The organism is Acinetobacter sp. YH12145 (assembly GCF_013418335.1).
GTDB lineage: Bacteria > Pseudomonadota > Gammaproteobacteria > Pseudomonadales > Moraxellaceae > Acinetobacter > Acinetobacter amyesii.
On the sequence record NZ_VPCE01000021.1, the window covers coordinates 20,921 to 38,966 of the forward strand.

The 18,046-nt window shown below is 36.9% G+C and carries 14 protein-coding genes and 3 pseudogenes; 8 read left to right on the forward strand and 9 right to left on the reverse strand.

Annotation, left to right across the window (positions count from 1 at the left end; translation table 11 throughout):
• Positions 1-12 precede the first annotated feature (12 nt).
• Together FTU80_RS15950 and FTU80_RS15955 are read left to right on the forward strand one after the other, a co-directional pair.
• A complete protein-coding gene (locus tag FTU80_RS15950; RefSeq protein WP_002058482.1) occupies positions 13-2,352 on the forward strand; it encodes a hypothetical protein in 2,340 nt (779 codons plus the stop codon).
• Between the two features lie 4 nt (positions 2,353-2,356).
• Complete coding sequence (locus FTU80_RS15955; protein WP_151208140.1) at positions 2,357-5,557, forward strand: site-specific integrase; 3,201 nt, start codon at positions 2,357-2,359, stop codon at positions 5,555-5,557.
• A gap of 327 nt (positions 5,558-5,884) precedes the next feature.
• On the opposite strand, the gene FTU80_RS15960 is transcribed toward FTU80_RS15955, so the two are convergent.
• Together FTU80_RS15960 and FTU80_RS15965 are read right to left on the reverse strand one after the other, a co-directional pair.
• Positions 5,885-6,103 (reverse strand): hypothetical protein, encoded by a 219-nt coding sequence (locus FTU80_RS15960; RefSeq protein WP_000550047.1) that lies wholly within the window; start codon positions 6,101-6,103, stop codon positions 5,885-5,887.
• A 4-nt stretch (positions 6,104-6,107) separates the two neighbouring features.
• Positions 6,108-7,094 (reverse strand): annotated as a pseudogene (locus tag FTU80_RS15965) (DUF4113 domain-containing protein); the annotation flags it as partial.
• A gap of 218 nt (positions 7,095-7,312) precedes the next feature.
• Between FTU80_RS15965 and FTU80_RS15970 the strand changes: the two are divergent.
• Positions 7,313-8,287, forward strand: a complete 975-nt coding sequence (locus FTU80_RS15970) for an IS110 family transposase (protein ID WP_150378074.1) — start codon at positions 7,313-7,315, stop codon at positions 8,285-8,287.
• A 32-nt stretch (positions 8,288-8,319) separates the two neighbouring features.
• On the opposite strand, the pseudogene FTU80_RS15975 reads toward FTU80_RS15970, so the two are convergent.
• The 5 genes and pseudogenes from FTU80_RS15975 to FTU80_RS15995 form a co-directional block, all read right to left on the reverse strand.
• A pseudogene (locus tag FTU80_RS15975) lies at positions 8,320-8,640 on the reverse strand (Y-family DNA polymerase); the annotation flags it as partial.
• 14 nt (positions 8,641-8,654) lie between these two features.
• Entirely contained in the window at positions 8,655-9,281 is a 627-nt protein-coding gene (locus FTU80_RS15980) for a LexA family transcriptional regulator (RefSeq protein WP_000038641.1), read from the reverse strand.
• 111 nt (positions 9,282-9,392) lie between these two features.
• Positions 9,393-10,034: an SOS response-associated peptidase gene (locus FTU80_RS15985; protein ID WP_002046584.1), complete on the reverse strand. Its 642-nt coding sequence runs from the start codon at positions 10,032-10,034 to the stop codon at positions 9,393-9,395.
• 246 nt (positions 10,035-10,280) lie between these two features.
• Positions 10,281-11,387, reverse strand: coding sequence for an ImmA/IrrE family metallo-endopeptidase (locus FTU80_RS15990; protein WP_150378256.1), 1,107 nt, complete (start codon positions 11,385-11,387; stop codon positions 10,281-10,283).
• 12 nt (positions 11,388-11,399) lie between these two features.
• Positions 11,400-12,110: a hypothetical protein gene (locus FTU80_RS15995; RefSeq protein ID WP_001052588.1), complete on the reverse strand. Its 711-nt coding sequence runs from the start codon at positions 12,108-12,110 to the stop codon at positions 11,400-11,402.
• A gap of 857 nt (positions 12,111-12,967) precedes the next feature.
• Here FTU80_RS15995 and FTU80_RS16000 point away from each other — a divergent pair.
• From FTU80_RS16000 to FTU80_RS16010, 3 genes are all read left to right on the forward strand, one after another.
• Positions 12,968-13,681 carry a phosphoribosyltransferase gene (locus FTU80_RS16000; RefSeq protein ID WP_001986287.1) on the forward strand — a complete coding sequence of 238 codons (714 nt, stop codon included), beginning with the start codon at positions 12,968-12,970 and terminating at the stop codon, positions 13,679-13,681.
• 393 nt (positions 13,682-14,074) lie between these two features.
• The gene (locus FTU80_RS16005) at positions 14,075-15,274 is read left to right on the forward strand and encodes an integrase arm-type DNA-binding domain-containing protein (RefSeq protein ID WP_000059658.1); all 1,200 of its coding nucleotides are present in this window, start codon (positions 14,075-14,077) and stop codon (positions 15,272-15,274) included.
• Between the two features lie 33 nt (positions 15,275-15,307).
• Positions 15,308-15,529, forward strand: coding sequence for a hypothetical protein (locus FTU80_RS16010; protein ID WP_001986288.1), 222 nt, complete (start codon positions 15,308-15,310; stop codon positions 15,527-15,529).
• Positions 15,530-15,781: 252 nt separating this feature from the next.
• Here the strand turns inward: FTU80_RS16010 and FTU80_RS16015 are convergent, their stop codons facing one another.
• Positions 15,782-16,033, reverse strand: a complete 252-nt coding sequence (locus tag FTU80_RS16015) for a hypothetical protein (RefSeq protein ID WP_004658363.1) — start codon at positions 16,031-16,033, stop codon at positions 15,782-15,784.
• Positions 16,034-16,227: 194 nt separating this feature from the next.
• Between FTU80_RS16015 and FTU80_RS16020 the strand changes: the two genes are divergently transcribed.
• Positions 16,228-16,449, forward strand: coding sequence for a helix-turn-helix transcriptional regulator (locus tag FTU80_RS16020; protein WP_004658364.1), 222 nt, complete (start codon positions 16,228-16,230; stop codon positions 16,447-16,449).
• A gap of 251 nt (positions 16,450-16,700) precedes the next feature.
• Positions 16,701-17,354: pseudogene (locus tag FTU80_RS16025) on the forward strand (IS5 family transposase).
• Between the two features lie 245 nt (positions 17,355-17,599).
• On the opposite strand, the gene cadR reads toward FTU80_RS16025, so the two are convergent.
• Positions 17,600-18,007, reverse strand: coding sequence for a Cd(II)/Pb(II)-responsive transcriptional regulator (gene cadR / locus FTU80_RS16030; RefSeq protein WP_001219642.1), 408 nt, complete (start codon positions 18,005-18,007; stop codon positions 17,600-17,602).
• Between the last annotated feature and the right edge of the window lie 39 nt (positions 18,008-18,046).

Genomic DNA, 18,046 nt, shown 5'->3' on the forward strand with positions numbered 1-18,046 from the left:
GCGAAAGCGAATATGCCAAAGATTGAAACAGAAGAGCAATTCTTAGATTTAGCAGAAAAATTCCAAAAAGATTATTGTTTATTACGCAATCATGTTGTGAATACACAATTTGTCGATCTATCAGATGATTTACGTGAAAAAGCCCATGCTCTATATAAGGAAGCACAACAGATATATGGCTATATATCTAGTTCTAGACAATTAGGTAAATATTATTATCTAGCTTCTTTAAGTTATTTTGCATGCCCGACTACTAGTAATACTCAAGAGCTGTCGTCTGAACGTTATTTGATTCTACAAGCGAGTTTTTTAACATATCGGCAGTATCAAGAATTTGCAAAAATTGATAAAGCTGAGAATAAGCAAAAACATGTTTGTGATCTCTTTCGCTATGTATCACGATATGTTCTGGATTCTAATCATGCTGAATTATTTCAAGAATGCAGTGAGCTACTAAATCGCTATGTCATGTACGAACGTAACTTGAAAAAGGAGGATCGTAATCAACTTTTTAATATTAAAGATTTCAAACAAGTACAAGCCATAGAGTATTTATCGGCTCTATTAATAATTTTTAAAAGACTTGATGATCGTCGTGTTGTTCATCGTCAGCGTAAGTCAAAAAAAAGTAAAGTTTTGCAATGGCCGACGAAAAATGAACTCAAAAAATTTCGTGAAATTAAAACGGGTAAGCAAGTAGATATTGGACATAACGCAAAGATCAGTATTTATGATGCCGCTCTTCACAAAGATGAAGAGGGTGAAGTTGATCTATTAGATCCTGAAATGGAGTTTTATTCAGAAGATGAAAAGTCTAAAAATTTAAATTATATACTCAGCGATAATGCGACGCATCTAATGCGGCATCGCCAGCGCCGTCATGCTCCTTTTGTTACAAATCCACATTATTTGGCGCCAGATATACTGAAGCAAATTGTTTATGTGTTGAGAACCGAGTTATCCGGGCACTGGAGGGATGCTGCAATCGCTGCAGCATGTTTATTGTCACTTTTGACGGGATTATCACCCGTCGCACTGATGGATTTTAACGAGCTTATTCAAGATGGAATTTTGATCCAGAATGGTTCAAGTAGACGTCGCGAATATTTACTCAAATTAAATCTTAAAATTACAGAGCAGAAGATTAAGAGCTTAAATCATGTGCGGTGGAATGAAGTGATGACACATCAACTACATTTACCTTCTGCTTGGTTTGACTATATAGAACAAGCATCGAATCCACTAATTTCATCAACACACATTAATACGAAACTTAAGAATTGGCTTGATAATCGGTTTGTAGGTTCGATCACTGTAGAAAAACTGCAGGCTCAATTATATTTTCATATATATTATGAAACATATAATGAATATCTTGCTCATGTAATTGCTGGGCGGGATAGTCAGCATCACATGCCTGGTATCTATTATGGCGGGCTACCGAAAACTCAACTCAGTAGCACATATCTAGCCTTTTTAGAAAAAGCACTTACACCACATTCCACACATTTTACTGAAGACACGGCTGAACTAAAAATATTGCAACAACAATTCAAAGTGCAATCTGCATTATCTATAGGAAGGATAGGGAGCCAACTGGCACTTGAACCCAATTTTGTGAAAGAGCAATTCCATATTTTACATAGACATTGTCACGAAAACATCCAAGAAGATAAGCACATTATTAATCAACTTAATGCATATGCGTGTTGGATGTGGCATATCAGTTTGTTGAGTTTGGCAAGTCGGCCTAAAAAAAACCTGTTGGGGAATTTGGATGATTATTGTGTTGAGCTCAAGCTTTTATATGTGAATGATAAAAAAAATAGTAAAGCAAGAAAAGATGGTCGTTTTATCCCTTTATCTGATTTTTTCATAAAAACACTGCAAAATTACACTGCCTTTTTAGAACAAATTATTGAAGCGTACGGTTCATTTTTTAGACAAGTCTTTGCAAAGAAGAAGATAACTGTAAATGATCTTTTTGGTAAGGTCATTTTTAGTAAAGATATCTTGCCGATAACTGTCAAAGAATGGCAGAGCAGGAAAATTAAGTTAATCCCTTTATCGAGAAAATGGGTGAATTCATATATGCAAGGAGTCTTTCCAAAGAATATGTATTCGAATTGGTTACGTCATTTTGACATGAACTTTTTGATGCATGAGCAGCAAGAGGGTAAACCAGCATTAGCTTTTCACTTAATTCAGGCCCTGTATGGTCATGACCAACGTGACCGAGAGGCTTTTCATCCGCATTCTTCACTTATCCCGAATGTCTATGTACAGCAAGCCCGCCAGCAATTGCAAGATAATGTCAAATCTTTATCGATTAAACACTTAGAGCGAAAATAGTTGTATGCAAAAAATCAAAGAACTAATAAAACCACAACTAGATGATCTATTTGTTGATATTCATAAAATGGTGAAAAAGTCGCTAGATAGACAGCCTTCTCCACCTGAAGTATTGACGAAAGAAATGCAGCAAAAACTTGATCAGCTGATCGCTGAAAAATGGCATGACATTAAAGATAGTGTTGATTGTTTGAGTCAAAAGTTGAGCCGAGACGAACAATCAAAACTGATGCAATTTACTGAAGATGAATTTAATAAAAGAAGGAAGCAATTCAACCAGAATGTAGATAAAAAATCATACAGAATTAAGCTAAATCCACATACTAAACGGATCGTACTGCCTAGAAAAATTGAGAGTACAGAGTCACGGTTAGAACAGGGGCATCTACATATCCATGTACTTAAGGAATTAAGGCAGTATTGGCAAGATTCATTTGAATATTGGAATGAACCAAAGTACTTATGGGGAAATTTATGCTTAAGTTTTATATATATTTCAGGCTGTGCAGATGAACAGCATTTGATTGCTATTCAGAAGCAATTGCAGGAGGCCATTGAGCTTGGTACAGATCTGAATTGTTTTCGGTTATACCATTCGGACTACAAAAAAATCACTAATCCATTGTTACTACATTATCGTGTTGAAAACTCTCAATATGGCAACGATGTAGAACAGGGAAAGTTGTACCAATGGAAACATGTTTTTTTTAACCCATATGCGCAGTTCATTTTGCAATATTTAAAAAAGTTGAAAGCTACTCAGAAAGAATTTTGTCTGCAACATTCAGTTGAAGATTGTATTTTAGAAAGCTTGAGTAAGATAGGCAGGAAAAAAAGTCTTGGGGATCTGCAATATCAAATTAAACGCCGTGGATTTCGTGCATTTAATGATGTGCAAATGGTACTCGAATTTAATCCAAACCTCAGCATAGATATATTTTTGAGTAATGTGCTTCAGCAAGAGATTAATACTGTTGCTTTAAGGCCATCCGAATTTAGATTGCTGTGGAATAATGATTACAATCAAGTCACAGAAGCAGATAATCGCCCTATTCATTTTGAACAAGAGCAGTTACTTCCTGAAGTTCCGACTGTTCAAAGCAAATTACAAACGATTCCGTATGAGTTGATGTTGTTTGGTCAAAAGAAACGTAAAGGTCAAAAAGTTGAGCGTTTAGATAAAAAGAGGAATAAAGAAGAACGCACGCTACGTTTTTGGCAAGAAACTAGAAGGGTGTTAGAGGAGAAGATAGTTGATGCTAATACGGAGGAAAAGTCTTTAATTGATGCTCAACTACGCTTAATTCACTGGTTAATGCATTTAAAAAAACGAGGGCTTCAATTATCAACTATTGAAAGCTACTTAGGATCGTTTGGCAAAGAATTTATATTTGAGATTTGGCTCAATAAATTAGATTTAAAGCAACAATCCATAGATGACTATGAGGATTTATATCGGCAGCTATTGAAATACAGCAGTGAACGTGATGAAAAAGCAGTTCAACGAGATTCGGTGAAAGGAAAAACCTCTCGTAAGATGCACCAAAGCGCAGAATACCGTTTTGGTCGCCTAAAAGATTTTCATCAATTCTGTATAGAGAATTATGATGCTCCAGGGGTATTGGTGTTACAGAATTCAAGTTTTAAGCATTTACAAATTTGCAATGCACGGCTAGTGAGTCCTTTGCTATTTGGCAAATTATTGGAAAAACTAGAAAATTTAAGTCAAGAGCCAACGGCATCAGAGTGGGTCGATCATCTGAGTTGTTTAAAGCTGATGTATTTACTAAGTTATAGAACTGGACTTCGATTAAATGAAGTTCGTTGTCTTAAAATACAAGATATTATTTGCCCAGAGCTACTTTATAAAGAAAAAGAAAATACAGTTTTTAATAATATCACGCTTCATATCCAAGACAATTCATATCGCCGTCTGAAAACGCGAAGTGCGAATCGTCAAATACCATTGAAAATTGCATTGTCAGAACATGAGTTTTTAGTAGTACAACGTTACATACAACATCGTTATGAGCAATATTTGGTTAATCAGCAGGATGATCTACTTTTTAGTGTGAATCATCGTGTATTAACTGATCAATGTATCAGCAAAATTACAGTAGATTTGTTTAGTCAAATATTAGGTATGCATCATGGCTTTAGTTTTCATACATTACGCCACAGTGCTGCTAACTATCTAGCAATAACTTTGCTCGGTTCAAAAGAAATGATCAAGACCTACACAGATTGTCCTTGGGTAAAAGCAAAAAAGATGAGGGATTTATTGTTTGGTATGAAAGCACGTGCTCAAGAAGAGATTATTCAACATAAATGGCAGGTGCTCGCCTCTTGGATGGGGCATAGCAGTATTGAGCAAACGGCTTCAAATTACCTTCATGTTTTGGATTTATTAGCAGTCGATCGAATTTATAATTCGCCGTGTATCATTTCAAAAAAAGTATTAGAACAGTGTTTTAGTCCAGTGAAGTCAAGTACAGACTACATAAACCTAAATCGTTATACTCAGCAGCAGAAATGGTTTAATTCTTATCAGCAAACACAGCCAGTTACGATGGCTGGCCGACAAGAAAAGAAGTTTAGTATAGAGAAGAGTACTCTGACACCTTTTCAACGTTTGATAAGTTTTAGAGAAGGTCGTTTAAGCGAAGATACCCAAGCTCAAGAATGGATGCAACGATGTCAATGGATGAGCACTAAATGGATGGATCGCCAAAAATTTAATTTAAAAACGAATTATGTTTATAGTAAGAATTTAGAAGAGAGTTGGTTTGATGAACTTTACGAAAAGGCTAAAAAACTGACTCGTCCAGATGAAATAATTCCTCTCCTTGATTTTCATTATAAAGATGATAGGCAGCAAGATGCACTGAAAGAAAAGAACATGGTTAAGGCGCTTAAAATATTATTATTATTTGGAAAACTGCGTAAGAATTTTCTACATTTTCAATGCCGAATGAAAGGTGATGAGCAACAAATTGTTAATTTTATTACTGGTATAGAGCCAATGTTAGGAGATCATCTGTATTTAGAAAAACAAAACTACCCAGTTAATTTGGATGCTCCTGAGCGAACCGTTAAATTTAGTTTTCAAAGAGTTGTCGGCTCTAACAAAAAAAATGTTACTCCGCTGGTTATATTTAATTTAATGTTAAAAATGATGCAAAAAGATGAACTCTGGATCAAATAGCCTAAGCAAACTGAAAAGGGGGAATTGTTTAAAAATCTCTCTGGTTATAAGTAAACTGTCTTTATGAAAAGCATCATACTAACTTTGATTCATAATAAAGGGAATTTAAAAGCTTTAGCATCACAATTTGGTCACTGGATTTTAGACAATAGTGTAAAGATTAGCACTTTGGTAAATCGATGAGCTAAAGTGTTGTAGTCCAAACTCGATCTGACAATTACCCATTTTTTAGTGTGCCCGTCAGGTTAAATTTGAACTGAATTTTTCTCAGCCCAAATTCATTTCCAATCAAGTTATGTTTCAAGTGGCGTGCGAACACTGCACAATTTAATTCACGGTGCCTAAGACAGGTATCAACTTCGGACCAGCCATTCTAGCTTTGCTAATGATTTCCACCAGCTCATCATAAGTCAGTTCAAACTTATCCTCACTATCAAATACATAGACCATATTCTTGCCTTCATGTTCAGGTGGAGTAGGTGGTACAAATCGTTTCGGGATAAGAATTTGTGCGAGTTGTTCGTCAGTTAATTTAAATAAGTGCATGTTTTTATCCTACTCTTGGTAAGTCAGACCATTTGGTTAAATACGAAGGTGATCTAAGGTTTTGATTCATGTGCCATGTGGCTTCTTTATTGTTGGCAATGCCTAGCGTGACGAGATTCTTCCCAAACCGTTCACTGATGGCTTCGATGGCATCTGAAAGCCTTTCTCGCTCTTGCTTATGTGAATAGTCCGTGAATAGATCGGGCACAAACTTGGATTGATCTGTAATTTCGAGCAGCACGATTCCCGCCTTTTTATACTTAAAGCCTTTCTTAAATATCTGATCGATGCCTTTCATCGCGGCCTTGGTGATGAGCAGTAGATCATCCGTATGCTCATGCATTTGAACGACGATGTAAGGCGAGTAGCGCTCTGTCTTATCAAAGCGACCGGTTTGGATATACACGCCGATCATCTTGCAGATTGAGCCATCTTCCCGCATTCGTTTCACGGCTCTGGCCACATAAAGCCGAACCGAAGCTTTAATGTCATCCATTTCATACACTGGGTTGCCATATGAACGGCTGCTGATGATTTGCTTCTTCGCTACAGTATCATCACTAAGGTCAATACAAGAAAGGCCCTGTAGCTCAAGCACCGTCTTTTCCATCACGATACTAAACTGCTTTTTGATTTCTTTAGGATTGGCATTGATCAGATCCAGCACAGATTGAACACCCATAGTATTGAGCTTCTTACAGTTCTGTCTGCCTACGCCCCAAACCTCAGACACATCAACCTGCGCGAGTAGCGTTTCTGTAGAGCATGGGTCCATATGGGCCAGATTACAGACCCCATTGAAGAACTTGTTTTTCTTGGCGAGATGATTGGCAATCTTGGCTTCGGTTTTAGAGCGACCAATTCCAATACAGCAGGGTAGGCCTAACCAACGCCAAGCCTTAGCCCTCATGTCTTGAGCATATACAGTCAGGTCAAATAGATGCTCGTAAGCTGTGAGCTTCAGAAAGCATTCATCAATGGAATAGACCTTGTATCTTGGAGCTTGTAGTGATTAGCTTCCACTATATGCAAATTGTAGAGTTTGTAATAGACCTAAGACTTTTAGTCTGTGAAAGAGATAAAACCTACAATTTGCCCTAACCACTTGCACAACTCTGGACGGTAACTAAGCACTTTGATGCTGTATTCACAAGAAAAGACGGTGGTTATGCTAAAACAATAATTGGATAAATAAAGCAGGTAAAGATTATGTTTTATCTTGGTATTGATGTTGCTAAAGCTAAAATTGATTGCTGTTTAATTTTAGAAAATTCTGCAAGTAAAAAGAAAACCAAAACTTTTTCAAATACACCAAAAGGTTTTGAGCAACTTCAAACCTGGCTAAAGCAGCATGCTGCAACTTCTACGCAGACCATTATCTTAATGGAAGCCACATCTATTTATCATGAACTCTTGGCTAAATATTTATTTGATGCGGACTATCAAGTCTGTGTAACCAATCCTGCCAGAGCTCGATATTTTGCTCAGAGTATGTCTAAGCTAAATAAAACAGACAAGGTGGATAGTGAAGTTCTAGCTCGATTTGCGATGACTGCCGATCTACATTTTTGGCAACCTTTACCCCAACCTATTCAATTTCTGAATGCTTTGCTAGATAGAAGAGCTGTGCTTTGTGAAGATTTACAACGTGAAAAGAATCGTTTGGAAAAAGCAGAGTCTACCTTCACGATGGAACCTGTACTTCAGTCTATCCATAAGAGTATTAGGCAGTTAAACAAGCACATTCAGGGTATCGACCAGCAAATTGATGCTCATATCGATCAGAATCCTGATTTAAGAAATGATAAAGAACTGCTCAGCAGTATTCCAGCTATTGCAGATCGAACCAGTTTATTAATGCTCAGTTTCTTGCGCAGCCATACTTTTGAAAGCGCTAGTCAAGCGGCCGCCTTTGTTGGCTTGGTCCCCATTCAAAAGCAATCAGGTAGCTCCATTCATGGCAGAAGCCGTTTATCCAAAGCGGGCTCTTCCAAAATACGTGCCGGTTTATATATGGCAGCCATTGTCGCAACTCGGCATAATCCCCACATTAGAGGGATGAATGAAAGATTATTGGCCAATGGTAAAACCAAAATGATGGCGATTGGAGCTGCGATGAGGAAGTTGGTTCATCTTTGTTATGGTGTACTCAAACACCAACAACCTTATCAAGCGGATTATTGAGCATGAATTCTCAATAATTTGCTTGACGTTTCAGACGGTATCTCTTGATCTCCTGGTGCAACATAGTCCCCAAGCAGCTCCATAAAGCGCTTGGACATTTCGCCATATAAGGAGAAATTACTGGATAGCACCTGAATGTTATGTTGTTTGATTAGCTCTTTAATTTGGAATACAGGAACACCCATCTTGATGCCTAAGTCTTTCGCTTCCTGGCTTCTGGCCACGGCACAGCCGTCATTGTTGCTGAGCACAATGGTTGGGCGATCATTCAAGGCAGGATTAAACACACGCTCACACGAGACGTAGCAATTATTCACGTCGACTAACGCGAATATTTCATTTTCACTTTGCATGGTTATTCTTCTTTTTATGAGCGGTGATAAATACGCTTTAAATTAAAAGTCACCACACCCCAGATTGATATGGTCTGACTATCATCAGGAATGATGTGATTGTAATTCGAATTTTCAGCCTTCAACCAAAGTTCTGGAAGCGGATAATCTTCATCTCCAAATATTTCTTTGATTTCAGACTTGGACATCTTATTGGTGATCATCAGCCGCTTAATGGTCGAGGCATTGTCATCAATCAGGGCAACCACGATATCGTAATGCTTGGCTTCAATACTGCGATCAATAATGATTGGATCATTAATCTCTAGGCCAGCATCGAGCATGGATTCACTGTCTACATAGGCAATAAAAGTAGAAATAGGGTTGTGAATCAGGAACTCATTCAGATCGAGTGCTTTGTCTTGCTCATCCTTGGTGCTGAAGGCCGGACCTGCAGGAATACGCTCTAAAGAGACGGGAATAGATACTTTGGATTTGGGTAGGACAGCAGTAAGCCCTAATTTTTCAACAAGCTCATTTTGAACAGCGATTTGTTCAAGCACGGTGTTGATGGTAGGACTTGGTTTACCCTCTGGACCCATGAGCTCTTGTAAAGATGACCATGCGTCGTCAGAGAAGTAAATAGGCAACTTCTTAGACATGAGATACTCCTACGCTACGAGGCGTGTTTGGAAGTAGAATTTGTTTAAATAGGATATTACTAACAGCGTTTAAAATTCAAATTTAAAAAGTTGTGGATAAACAAGGATGCGTCAGAATAAGACGTTTTGTTTCTGCTCATCGCGTGGAAATGTGACGAATTCATCGGGCATTTGAAAGAAATATTCATGCGCATGTTCATGATCGGCTGTTAGCCAGTCTTTTCTGTACTGTTCTGGAATAACGATAATGGATCGCTTCTCATCCTTCGGTGCATGGAATTGTTTCATAAAAGGGTGATGGTCCGAATTGATGGTCAACATTGAAAAGGAACGTACCTTATTGCCATTAATCACTGCATCATCATAGATCCCTGCAACAGTAAAAGGCTGATCATCTTTACGCTTGATGGTGTACCAGTGTGGCTTGCCATTGATGTATTTCGGCTCATAAAATTCTTGTACTGGGACTAGGCAGAACTTGCTGTACTTCCAAGCATGTCGAAAGCTAGGCTTATCTGCTACAGACTCAGTTCTGGCGTTATAAGTATGACTGCTGAACTTCAATTCTTTCGCCCAGCTCGGTAGTAATCCAAACTTTGCAATATCAAGCTCTAAGTGATCTGAGCCGTTCAGAATGATTGGAGCATGATAGGAAGGGAATACATGATCCTTAAGCTCAAGATCAAACTGGCTTGTATCGACACCTAAGAGTGTCAAATTTCTTTTATTTGGAAATAGGTAATTTGAGCACATAGCCTGATCACATAACTAAAGAATTTATCTGAAATTGTATACGATGCTTTATGGAACACATGGGATTTATGGTGTCAGTTCAAGTAGGCTATATGAAAAAAGTCATGATGGGGCAAGTTACATTTTCAGTTAAAGTATGACTTATGGGATGCAAAACTACGTTGGGCGTGAAGTCATAAAAAAATTAATCAGGATTTTGCATAAATAGTGCGCCGTAAGGCGCATTATTTTTAAGGAAGGTTTGTATTACTCGACAATATATAACTTATGTTTTTTCTTCGGGGGCTCAACTTTAGCTAAAGCATCAAATGTTAATTGATTAAAATCTTCTTCAGAGATTCCAATTTCATCAAGCATTTTATTTTTATCAAAAGATGGTTGTGAGGCTAAAACAGAGATAATTTTGGGCAACATCAAACTCTCATCTCGATGAGTTTCTTCAGGTTCATTAATGTTGTAGCCCAACGAATTGATCTTTATAGAGTTACTACGATTAACCCAATCACTAACTAAGCCCAGCTTGTGAGCTTTATAGTTAATAGCCTTCAGGGATGTTCGCCAAATCTTTTTATACTCAATCATATTTTCTAGTGAAAAATAGCGTGGAGCAGTAGAAAGAAATGCATCTGTTGGCATTAAAAATTCAGATGAAAATTGATCCGCTTCAGTTTCGAGAACACGATTATCTTTCTCGACACGAATTTTTTTGTTATGCGTATGCATAACGGTATGACCAAGTTCGTGTGCACAATCGAAGCGGGCTCTTTCGGCAGACTTAAATGTATTTAGAAATATGAAAGGGCTACCACTTTCATCATCAAAAAAAGATAGTGCATCAATTTCTCGAATTTCAGTCGGTAATCTAAAGACACGGATTCCCTTTAGCTCACACAACGAAACAATGTTATTAATAGGTTGATTACCTAAAGCCCATAAACCTCTCAACTCTGACGCTAGGTGATCGGCATACTTAGATTCACCCAAAAACTCAGTAATATCTAAATCAGGACGGTGAAAAGTAGGTAACTTTACTTTCTGATTTAAGTACTTGTTAATATTTATTGCTAAAAGAGTATATGCCTCATTAGCTTTTCTATGCTGTGCTTTAATACGAGCAACCGATCTATAGAAGATTTGGTCTGTTTCATGTGGTTGTGTGTCATTACCTGCAAAGAATGACTTGGGTAAATTTAATACACGGCATATATCATCTTGATCATTTTCATTGATTTCTTTATCCACGTCTAAAAGTTGCTTTACCTTAGAGATAGAGCAACTCAATTTTTCTGCGAAATCGGTATTGCTAAGTCCTCGTAATTCTTTAGCAATACGTAAACGATCTTTATTAAACACATTAACCTCAGATTAAACTACAAGCTGAATATCAAAATCATCTGGTTTAATTTCATTAGATGGTTCCAATACTGGCTTAGGATCAGTTTTTACAGGAACTGTATTATCTATTTCAAATGCAATTCTGCAAGTATGGTCACTTGGTAAAATTGAAATTTTTTTCGCTTTTAAGTCCTGTACGAAGCTAGTTGGGTATGCAAATTCAAAAGGAATATTTGGGATATCAATGTCTTTATAGGCTGGATGTGATGCTGAAGGAAAGTATAAAATCCATGTTCTCAATTTTGTCTCATCATCATAAGCAGACTGATTCTCCTTAATATTATTTAATGTCATTAATCCTTTTTCACAGTGTGCTGATACAACTTGATCAGCTAACCCCAATGCAATATTCCCGCTCATAAAGATAATTTGTATTTTCTTTACTGTATTCTCAATTCTTGGCTGGCTGTCATTGTGGAATATCCAAGCAGGATCAGATTGTCGAAGCAGTAAAGCAATCTGTTCTCCAATTTTTCCCCATCGTGCAATAAAGCGTGCACGGTTATAGTGAGTATTTGTTCTATAGTCAGCATCACCGATCATAATTGCGTTTCTGACTAACTCGAGATCAGGTAATCCTAACTGTTTAGCTTTTTTGATAGCATTTTCACCTTTGAAAAAATCACATGGCGTGGGTTCAGAAGGTTGGATTGATTCTTCATCAAGGAGATTTAAATTCATCTTAAAAGTTATCCTAAAGTAGCGAATGTCTTTTTTATAACATCTTTTGATGTTTTAAAAAAGATATTTTTATAAATGTGTGCTATCTTCACTTACAACTTGATAATAAGAATTTTGGAGAAGAGACGTTGAGTAACTTATTCATTAATCATAAAAATTGTCCTGAATGCGGTGGCCGTATCAAAGGCTATTATTACTACTGTGGGCAGTGTGGTAGTCAAAATGTTGTAAACTGGAAGCACACGGGGATATTTTTGTTGATTGCTGGAAAGATTTTTCTGGTTGCTATGCTTTTTTTGCTAAAAAATTTTGTTCAAATCCATTTTTTTCACAAGTTTCATTGTGCTAATTTTTTAAATAATTCATAGAGGTTGATAGTAAAATGAAAGTTAAAGATTTAATTAAATAATTAGAAGAGTTTGATCTGGAATTAGATGTTTTAATTGCTAATGAAGAGAACAAAATCATTGGCATAAAAACCCTAGCCCGATTCTTTGAAATAAGCTATGTTTCTTTTGTTCATCCAGAGACACAAAGAAATGATATGGAAAGAAATGTTGAATTTACCTTTTTAGGAATGTCGACTAAAGACTCTAGAGTTATTGTTTTTATTGACGTTGTTCCATAATTTTCAAGTAGTCAAAATGAGTATACAATATTCATGTGATGCAAGAAGATACAACTGGATAGGATGGGCCCATAAGTATTTGAAGCTGCCTCGTGTATGATCATGGGGACTGTCCAAACAAACGGCTTTTGAGAGTGCTGCCTGATACGAAAAATAATATCCAAGAGATGCTAGCGGTAAATTTAGTGTAAAATTTAATGCTAGCCATCATTAAAACTTATTTAAAAATATGAAGTTATATCGCACAGATTGGAATATGTTTCCTAAAACGGTTATTGACCGTGGTCTTGGAGATGCAACCTCTCATTACATGTATGAAGCTGCTAAAGCAGGGGATGTTGAAAGTGCGTATATTTTAGCTAAAGATTTAGTTTCGGATGAGGCGATTGCTGAACTAGAAAGAATTATCGATGGTCGGGAAACTATTATAGTACCTGTACATGCTGAGGAAGCAGTCGGTCGTAATATGATTCCTTTAGCTACTTCAGCAGTTATAGCAAAGAAACTTGGGCTTGAAGTTGATACGAATATAGTTCAAGCTATAAAAGTATCAAGAACTGGCGGTGATGGGTGGCATAGATTAGCCAACCCACCAGCATTTGATGGGACAATAAACAATGATAAATGTGTTATTATTGTTGATGATACCCAGACCCAAGGTGGTACTTTTGCAGCATTAAAAGGTCATATTGAAACAACTGGGACGAATAAAGTTATTGGAGCATATGCACTGACGGGTAAACAATACTCATCACAATTAGCTCTAAGTAAAGAAACTCTTCAGCAATTGAGGGATGTATATGGTAATCTTGAAGCATGGTGGAAATCGATTTACGGGTACGATTTCGAAAGGCTCACAGAGTGGGAAGCAAAGTATATCCTCAACTCTCGTAAAACAGCTGACGAAGTCCGAGATAGAATCATTGCGTCAAAACAAACGTGATGCTTATGCACTTATGATGAAAATGAATTAATTATTATTTAATTAAGTTAAAAGACTGCTATATAGCGGTCTTTTTTGTTTTTGAGCTCTACAAATTTTAATGAGTACATATAGTTACTTTTATAAAAATGATAATAAAGGGTAGAGGAGGTCATCTAAGAATTTAAAGCACAAGACTTATTTAACATTGATGACAGAAAAAGTGAGTTGTTGGGAACTTAAAGAAGAGGTGGTACTTATAATGGTTACTAAAATACAAATACTTAAAATATTAAATATATAAAACAATATATTACAAATATATATGATGCGTAGTGTACGCATCATATATATTTTCTTCTATTTTGATATAATGGATCTCGTCAATCCGCTGATAGGTTTCATTTAAATTTCATGAGTCTTACTGAAATTAAAGTTCGCCAAGCTCATTGCAAGGAAAAAACTTGTTTTTTATCCGATGAAGATGGACTTAGCCTGAAGATTGAGCCGACTGGAAGAAAATCTTGGTGCTATCGCTATACAGATCCACAAACAAAAAAACGTCGCCGCATTCAGTTGGGGCTTTATCCTGATTTATCGCTGAAAAAGGCACGACAAGTCAAAGATGACTTTAAAGACAATAATTATTGTTTTGAGCATGATACTGTCTCTAATGTCATCACCTTTCGTAAGGTAGGGGAGGAGTGGCTGCAGTTCAAACTGAAAAATGCATTTAATGATTCACCCCGCTGCGGTGTACTACAGTTAGCAGAAAGATGTTTACAGCAAGATATTTATCCAGACCTTCAGGATTTACCTTTTCAAAACATCAAGCGTTATGACCTGGTTTCAGTAATCAAAAAAATAGAGGGACGCCAAGTAAAAGAACCTGTCAAGAAAGCTTGTAGTTATTTGAACCAAATTTATGACTACGCTGTAGCGATGGGTTATTGTGAATTCAACATCGCGCATGGTTTAAATAAAATCGCCATTAACAGTAAAATCAAGAAGAATTATCCGTATTTGAAAGCGGAGGATATATCAGATTTTAAGAAAAATTTATTAAAATTGGATGCCCATCCGATTATTAAAAAAGCACTGCTGTTCAAATTACATACTGGCGTGCGAGGGGCTGAATTGTTATTGGCTGAGCCTCATCATTTTGATTTAAATGAAAAAATCTGGAAAATACCTGCCTTGCATATTAAACAGTTTCGACGAAAAGTCATATTAGGCCATGAGATTCCCGACTTCTTAGTTCCACTTTCAGATCAGGCTTTAGATATTTTAAAAGACGTCATGCAATGGTCATACGGTGAAAAGTACATTTTTGCTAGCCCACGGAAACATAATCAACCGATTCATTTTAATACATTAAATATGGCTATACGTAAGATGGGCTATGGAAAACATCAATTATCCTCTCATGGACTACGTTCCACTTTTAGTACCATTTTGAATGACTCAGGTTTGTTCCAGGATAACTGGATTGAGGCACAACTTTCACATATTGATAAGAACCGTACCCGTGCCAGCTATAATCACGCTGACTATTTAGCCCAGCGGACTGAAATGATGCAGTGGTGGGGTGATTATTTAAGTACTGCTAAGTGAAAATCGTACTTTTATACATAGACTTAAAACATTATGGGGTTTCAAATGGATAGTAAACAATATACTTGCCGTGTTACATGGTCAGCAGAATATAATGAGTATGTTGGGTTGTGTGCTGAGTTTCCATCATTGTCTTGGCTTGATGCGGATCAGTCTAAAGCATTCTCAGGAATAGAGGAGCTCGTTGCTGATGTTGTCGCTGATATGATTAGCAATAATGAAAAAGTTCCTACACCACTCTCCGGGAAAATATAGTAGGCAGTTTGTTGTCCTTGTTCTCAGTGGTTCAACAAAAACTAGCCCTCGAAGCCGCAGAACGTGGCGTGGACATAAATTGTTTAGTATCAGTAAAAAGAGCGATGTAATTTTAGTACGAGTGAGTGATAGAGCAGGAACCTATGCTTCATATATTCAGTAAATGGTATGTTTTTGAATTAATAGGTATTTTTAAATAAAGCTTTCTTTGATTTAGTGCTTTTTATTTAATAAATTAATTTTAAAAACAACTTAGGCTAATTGATAAACACTATCTGGAAAGATTAAAAGAAAATATTTTTTAATTTCTGCTAATTCATTTAAGGCAGGTTCCCTTTCAAGCAGTTGAAATGTCCAAATAAGTACAGCCTGATGATTATCATAGCAAGTATTTACTCCAAGAAAATTAGCCATTCCATAACTTCTATTGATGTTCATTTCTTTAATTAATTGATTTCCTAAGTCACGAGCTTGCTGGCTGATCAATAACTCATTTGGTAACACGGCGGTCATCTCCACAAAATAATCTAATGCAGGTTCAATCCTTATATTTAAAAAGTTATAATTTAGTTGAAATGGATAAAATATACTTTCTATAAGTTGTAATAACCTGCTGTAGGTTAATTTTAGCAAAGTATTACTCAGTCAACAACTTCAAATAACCCACAGCAAGTTATTTTTTGTAAATTAATTTAAATATGATTACTTGTAAGTTATCTAGCCTCATGGGCGATAGAAAAATTTTAAAATTAAGTGAAGTGGTGCATGCAACAGGTATCAATCGCAACACGCTCACAAGTATGTATTATGACCGTGCTGTACGTATTGAATTACCAGTCGCCGATAAGTTGTGTAAGTACTTTAACTGTACGATGAATGATTTGTTTGAGTTTAAGGAAGAAGTTGAAGAAAAAGATTAACTTAATACTTCGTTTGATAAGTTTTTCGAAGAAAAAGACTAGCCAATACTTAGTTTGATAAGTTTTTCTCTGCAGATCTAATATTGAATTTTATAAAATATCATTACAAACAGATACTAATTTCATTACTTCTAAAATGAAATCAATCGAATGGTAGAGTTTTTTTGCTATTTGCATTTTAAGGTGGGATTTTGAGGCCTTGTTGCGCAAACCTACCGATAAGGTCTTATACAGCAATAGCCTACACCTAAATTTATCGTACACCGAATTGGTCATCCTACAATCATGCTTTGATCAATCATGGTAATTTTACAATTTGGTTTGATACTAAGATTCAATGATATTCGCAGTCACAAGGAAAACATGGTCGAAATCAAACTTATTCTGACATAGCCATTCAGTGCTATCTCATGATTAAATCCTTATTTCGTCTTTCTGTATGCATGGTGACTGGCTTTGTCCAAAGCTTGATTAAACTTTGCGGATTAGATTGGACAGCTCTGGATTATTCAACCATTCGCAGAAGACAAAAGCATATTGATATTCAAATTAGCTATGAAAAGAGTTGCAATGGACTGCATCTACTCGTTGATTCCACGGATTTGAAGTTCTTAGGTGAAGGTGAATGGAAACGTAAAAAGCATTAGCCGAAATATCGTCGCCAATGGCGTAAACTTCATATTGGTATAGATACTAAAACCCTGCTAGGTAGAACACTATGGAAAAAATGGTCAGGCTATCATCGCCGAAGTTTGGTCGAAACAAAGATGCACTGCATCAAATTATTAGGCGATAAATTAATGGCAAGAAGCTTTCCTAGTCAGATGAGTGAAATTCATGCTCGCGTAGCAGTCCTCAACAGATTTATGGAATTAGGCCGACCTAATACCCGAGTTGTAACTTAAATTTGAGTTGCTTAGGAAAACTCAATCTTTAAAGGCTTTATGCAACAAAGAACTTCGAAATTGATTTATGGATTATGAGCACCCTAAGGGCTTATAATTCAAAATATTTTCAATTATGGGGTGGTGAATTTTGGATAAGGTGAAAGCAAAAAAAATAGGGTAAGCGGATTAAATGGTTGATCTTACCTTTGCATGAGAGTGAGGCAAACCGGCATCTCATCGGATTATCTGGTTGGCACTCCAACCTACTGCTGATGCATGCTTCCCTCGCTAATTCCAGCAAGAACCCCACACGCCTTAACTTCCCGGTCATCGTTGCAACGCGCTCTTAGTGAAACGAGTTGTTTCTCAAGCGCCTGTAGAGCGGTTATCTGCGAGCGTACATGAGAGATGTGATCATCGAGCAAGGCATTGACAGCGGTACAGGACTGATGAGGGTCGTCCTGATAGCGCTTTAGTTCGTGAATTTCTGCCAGTGACAGATCCAGGATGCGGCAGCGACGAATAAAGGCCAGCCGCTCAACGTGTTTCTCGGTATAGACACGGTAACCGTTCTCCTGCCGACCAGGCGGCGGCAACAAGCCCTGCCGTTCGTAGAAGCGGATCGTCTGTGTATCTACCCCTACTGACTGTGCCAACTGACCAATACGCATCGGGTTCCTCCGCAACGGATTCTCTACGCTATTGACATT

Excerpts from the sequence above, each read along its gene's own strand:
- FTU80_RS15950 (WP_002058482.1), top strand. The coding sequence starts at position 13 with ATGCCAAAGATTGAAACAGAAGAGCAATTCTTAGATTTAGCAGAAAAA.
- FTU80_RS15955 (WP_151208140.1), top strand. The coding sequence starts at position 2,357 with ATGCAAAAAATCAAAGAACTAATAAAACCACAACTAGATGATCTATTT.
- FTU80_RS15960 (WP_000550047.1), bottom strand. The coding sequence starts at position 6,103 with ATGCACTTATTTAAATTAACTGACGAACAACTCGCACAAATTCTTATC.
- FTU80_RS15970 (WP_150378074.1), top strand. The coding sequence starts at position 7,313 with ATGTTTTATCTTGGTATTGATGTTGCTAAAGCTAAAATTGATTGCTGT.
- FTU80_RS15980 (WP_000038641.1), bottom strand. The coding sequence starts at position 9,281 with ATGTCTAAGAAGTTGCCTATTTACTTCTCTGACGACGCATGGTCATCT.
- FTU80_RS15985 (WP_002046584.1), bottom strand. The coding sequence starts at position 10,034 with ATGTGCTCAAATTACCTATTTCCAAATAAAAGAAATTTGACACTCTTA.
- FTU80_RS15995 (WP_001052588.1), bottom strand. The coding sequence starts at position 12,110 with ATGAATTTAAATCTCCTTGATGAAGAATCAATCCAACCTTCTGAACCC.
- FTU80_RS16000 (WP_001986287.1), top strand. The coding sequence starts at position 12,968 with ATGAAGTTATATCGCACAGATTGGAATATGTTTCCTAAAACGGTTATT.
- FTU80_RS16005 (WP_000059658.1), top strand. The coding sequence starts at position 14,075 with ATGAGTCTTACTGAAATTAAAGTTCGCCAAGCTCATTGCAAGGAAAAA.
- FTU80_RS16010 (WP_001986288.1), top strand. The coding sequence starts at position 15,308 with ATGGGGTTTCAAATGGATAGTAAACAATATACTTGCCGTGTTACATGG.
- FTU80_RS16020 (WP_004658364.1), top strand. The coding sequence starts at position 16,228 with ATGATTACTTGTAAGTTATCTAGCCTCATGGGCGATAGAAAAATTTTA.
- cadR (WP_001219642.1), bottom strand. The coding sequence starts at position 18,007 with ATGCGTATTGGTCAGTTGGCACAGTCAGTAGGGGTAGATACACAGACG.